Genomic DNA, 3,368 nt, shown 5'->3' with positions numbered 1-3,368 from the left:
TGCCAAACCCTGATCGGAGGCATGCCAAACCGTGATCGATTGTGATGCCAAATCGCGATCGGAGATGCATGCCAAATCATGATCGATTCGAATGCCAAACAGTGATCGATTCAGACGCCATTTTGCAACATGAGTTGCGAATTGTCAGCCTGGATGTGCCCACATCATGGCAGGCACTGTCAGATAAAGACCCTTCGCAGGTCGACCCGATCACCCGCGCAGTAATAACCGCCATCAATAACATGCTTATCGACCTGATGGCCGCAATGTCGCATAAAGACTGGCTGAGTCGCCGCCATCGGCAAAAACAGGGGATTGAACGGGCACATACGCTGGGTAAATACCGGGGCAAACAGGCAGACCAAGAGCGGCACCAGAAAGTATTATATTATCGACAAGTAAAAAGCCTGAGTATCAAGGAAACAGCTGACGCTACAGGCTACAGCACTTCGCAAGTTTGTCGAATTCAGGCTTTGTATCGGAAACAGGGTGAAACAGCTTAGAAGAATTCATTTGTAGGATAAAATTTTTCGGTAAGCCCCCTTAAACATAACAATACCACTCTATGAGATGTGTTTTTTAATTAAAAGGGTTTTTACCATCATATATGATATTGATTTGATGAAAATATATATCATCCAATGAAATCACCTCTGTCACATGACTCCCAGAGGTGATGGGAGCTGAACTCAGGTAACGAGGACTATTGAAGACAAAAATAATGCAGTACATAGCACTTAACTCGTATCTTTCTTCACCAAGAAACAAAAGGTTATGTGCATTCCGGCCATTCATAGCATCTTTGGCTAAGGTGAGATATACCCCTTTTTTGGCGTTTGTTCCCCTCCGTTCACGATTTGGATTTGCTGATATTTTTCTTTGCATTTTTATCGCATTAAGTCCTTCCTTAGAAGTGTAATGAATGTAAACAATTTTCCCGTTAAACAAACCATTGTTGATGTGCATATTAATGCGATGGTCTTTACTGAACATAGTAGCTACTCCCATAAATTATATGTATTAGTCGCGACTTGATCTGACACTGGCTCTTGAAAGGTTGAGAGTTACCGGTTTTGGTAATGGCTCCAATTGGTTGAACTTGCTGTATAATGCTCGTTTTTGAGGTTCTCTCATGGCCAGCGTTAATGTTCATTGTCCCCGTTGTCAGTCTGCTCAGATTTACCGGCATGGGCAGAACCCTAAAGGCCGTGACAGATTTCGCTGCCGTGACTGCCACCGCGTGTTTCTCCTAACTTACACCTACGAAGCCCGTAAGCCGGGTGTCAAAGAGCAGATCACCGAAATGGCGTTCAACGGTGCCGGTGTTCGCGATACCGCAAGGACGCTGAAAATCGGCATTAACACCGTCATTCGCACTTTAAAAAACTCGCGCCGCGACGAATAACATCCTCTCCAGTTGCTCATGCTGACGTAGCACTTATCTGCGAACTCGATGAGCAATGGAGCTTTGTCGGCAGTAAAGCCCGGCAGCATTGGCTCTGGTATGCGTACAACACCAAAACAGGCGGAGTCCTGGCCTATACATTTGGCCCCCGCACGGATGAAACCTGCCGTGAGCTGCTGGTTCTACTCACCCCTTTTAATATCGGAATGATAACCAGCGATGACTGGGGTAGTTATCGCCGGGAAGTGCCGAAGGATAAGCATCTGACCGGCAAAATATTCACTCAACGTATTGAGCGTAACAACCTGACACTGCGTACACGCATCAAAAGACTCACTCGCAAAACTATCTGCTTCTCACGCTCTGTTGAGCTGCATGAAAAAGTCATTGGTGCCTTTATTGAGAAATACATGTTCTACTAATTGGAGGCATTACCCCGGTTTTGATATGGGTGTCGAATCCTTATACAAAACGCGAGGTAACTCTCATGCTTTATACTAACAACCCCATCATCAAACACAAAGCGGGTTTACTCAATCTGGCTGAAGTGGACTGACCCCACGCTCGTAGACAAATTCTGTCCTCACGACGAGGCCCGTTCAAAGGCCTCCGGACTGACGCCGCCGAGGTGACTGTGACGCCGGGCCCGGTTGTAGAACACTTCAATGTAATCGAAGATACCCGCCCGGGCTAGATCCCGGGTTTTGTATATTCTCTTCCTGATGCGTTCTTTTTTCAGTGAACTGAAGAACGATTCGGCCACTGCATTATCCCAACAGTTACCACGCCGGCTCATACTGGGTGCCAGGTTATTGCCCCGACAAAACCGTTGCCAGTCGTCGCTGCCATACTGGCAACCCTGGTCTGAGTGCACGATGACCTCGCTGTCCGGTTTACGTCGCCAGACCGCCATCATCAGCGCATCCAGTGCCAGTTCGCGTGAGAGGGTAGGCTTCATCGACCAGCCTACCACGTTACGGGCGAAGAGGTCGATAACCACCGCCAGATACAACCAGCCCTGCCAGGTGCGGATGTAAGTGATGTCGGTGACCCAGACCTGATTGGCCCGGACAACGGTAAACTGCCGCTGTACGCGATTAGGGGCAACCACCGAAGGTCGGCCGGCGATACGCCGTGGTGCTTTATAGCCCCGCACGGCTTTAATCCGGTTCAGTTGCATAAGACGGCCCACCCGGTTTTTGCCGCAGGTTTCCCCGATTTCGTTCAGATCGCCATGAACCCGCCGGTAACCGTATACGCCTCCGCTCAGTGAATATGAATCACGGATAAGCGTCAGCAGACGCTGGTTATCTTTATCACGCGCCGAGACCGGGTTATGTAGCCACGCGTAGAACCCGGCCCGGGCGACATGCAGTACCCGACACATCGTCATCACACCCCATACAGTGCGGTGCTCATTGATAAAGCGGTACTTCAGTCGGGCTCCCTTGCAAAGTACCGCGCGGCCTTTTTCAGGATATCCCGTTCTTCTTCAGTACGTTTTAGCTGTGCCCGTAGTTTCAGGATCTCGCTTTTGGCTTCCAGTAAATCCCTAGCATGCTGTTCGCTGTTACCAGGTTTGATAGCCCGTAGCCACTTATAGAGGCTGTGTGCAGAAACGCCCAAACGGTCAGATACTTCGGCAACGGAATAACCGCGTTCCGTTACCTGACGGACAGCTTCTTCCTTAAATTCAGGTGTAAATCGTGGTGTGCCCATACGCTCCTCCTATGCTCAAACTATAGGGCAGGATCGTCTACCGGGGTGGGGTCAGTCCAAACAGATGGTTGTGGGAAAGCCTCATTGCTCTTAATGCCTGGCTAAAAAATGAGCTTAACGCCCCATTCCCACTCGAAACGCAACAAAACCCAGGGGGCTTATGCCGCCTGTAAGTGTGTTAAAAATACCTCATTGGGGGAGCGATAGCCCAGAGATTTTCTCCCTCGTGTGTTGAGTATGTGTT

The 3,368-nt window shown here is 49.3% G+C and carries 3 protein-coding genes and 1 pseudogene; 2 read left to right on the top strand and 2 right to left on the bottom strand.

Annotated elements, in window-relative coordinates; all coding sequences use genetic code 11:
* Nucleotides 1–119: 119 nt before the first annotated feature.
* Nucleotides 120–503 (top strand): annotated as a pseudogene (locus tag ACMV5H_RS25165) (helix-turn-helix domain-containing protein); the annotation flags it as partial.
* Nucleotides 504–579: 76 nt separating this feature from the next.
* On the opposite strand, the gene ACMV5H_RS25160 reads toward ACMV5H_RS25165, so the two are convergent.
* Nucleotides 580–993, bottom strand: a complete 414-nt coding sequence (locus tag ACMV5H_RS25160) for a hypothetical protein (protein ID WP_414822760.1) — start codon at nucleotides 991–993, stop codon at nucleotides 580–582.
* 139 nt (nucleotides 994–1,132) lie between these two features.
* Between ACMV5H_RS25160 and ACMV5H_RS25155 the strand changes: the two genes are divergently transcribed.
* A protein-coding gene (locus ACMV5H_RS25155; protein WP_414821313.1) for an IS1 family transposase occupies nucleotides 1,133–1,827 on the top strand; the annotation gives its coding sequence in 2 pieces (ribosomal slippage) (nucleotides 1,133–1,379 and nucleotides 1,379–1,827; 696 coding nt in all).
* 161 nt (nucleotides 1,828–1,988) lie between these two features.
* Here the strand turns inward: ACMV5H_RS25155 and ACMV5H_RS25150 are convergent.
* A protein-coding gene (locus ACMV5H_RS25150; RefSeq protein WP_414822759.1) for an IS3 family transposase occupies nucleotides 1,989–3,124 on the bottom strand; the annotation gives its coding sequence in 2 pieces (ribosomal slippage) (nucleotides 1,989–2,878 and nucleotides 2,878–3,124; 1,137 coding nt in all).
* Nucleotides 3,125–3,368: the final 244 nt, after the last annotated feature.

The sequence above is a fragment of the Serratia sp. N21D137 genome, assembly GCF_047530005.1.
GTDB lineage: Bacteria > Pseudomonadota > Gammaproteobacteria > Enterobacterales > Enterobacteriaceae > Chania > Chania fonticola_B.
Note: the sequence above shows the minus strand (reverse complement) of the source record. Positions and strands in the feature narration are given on the sequence as shown.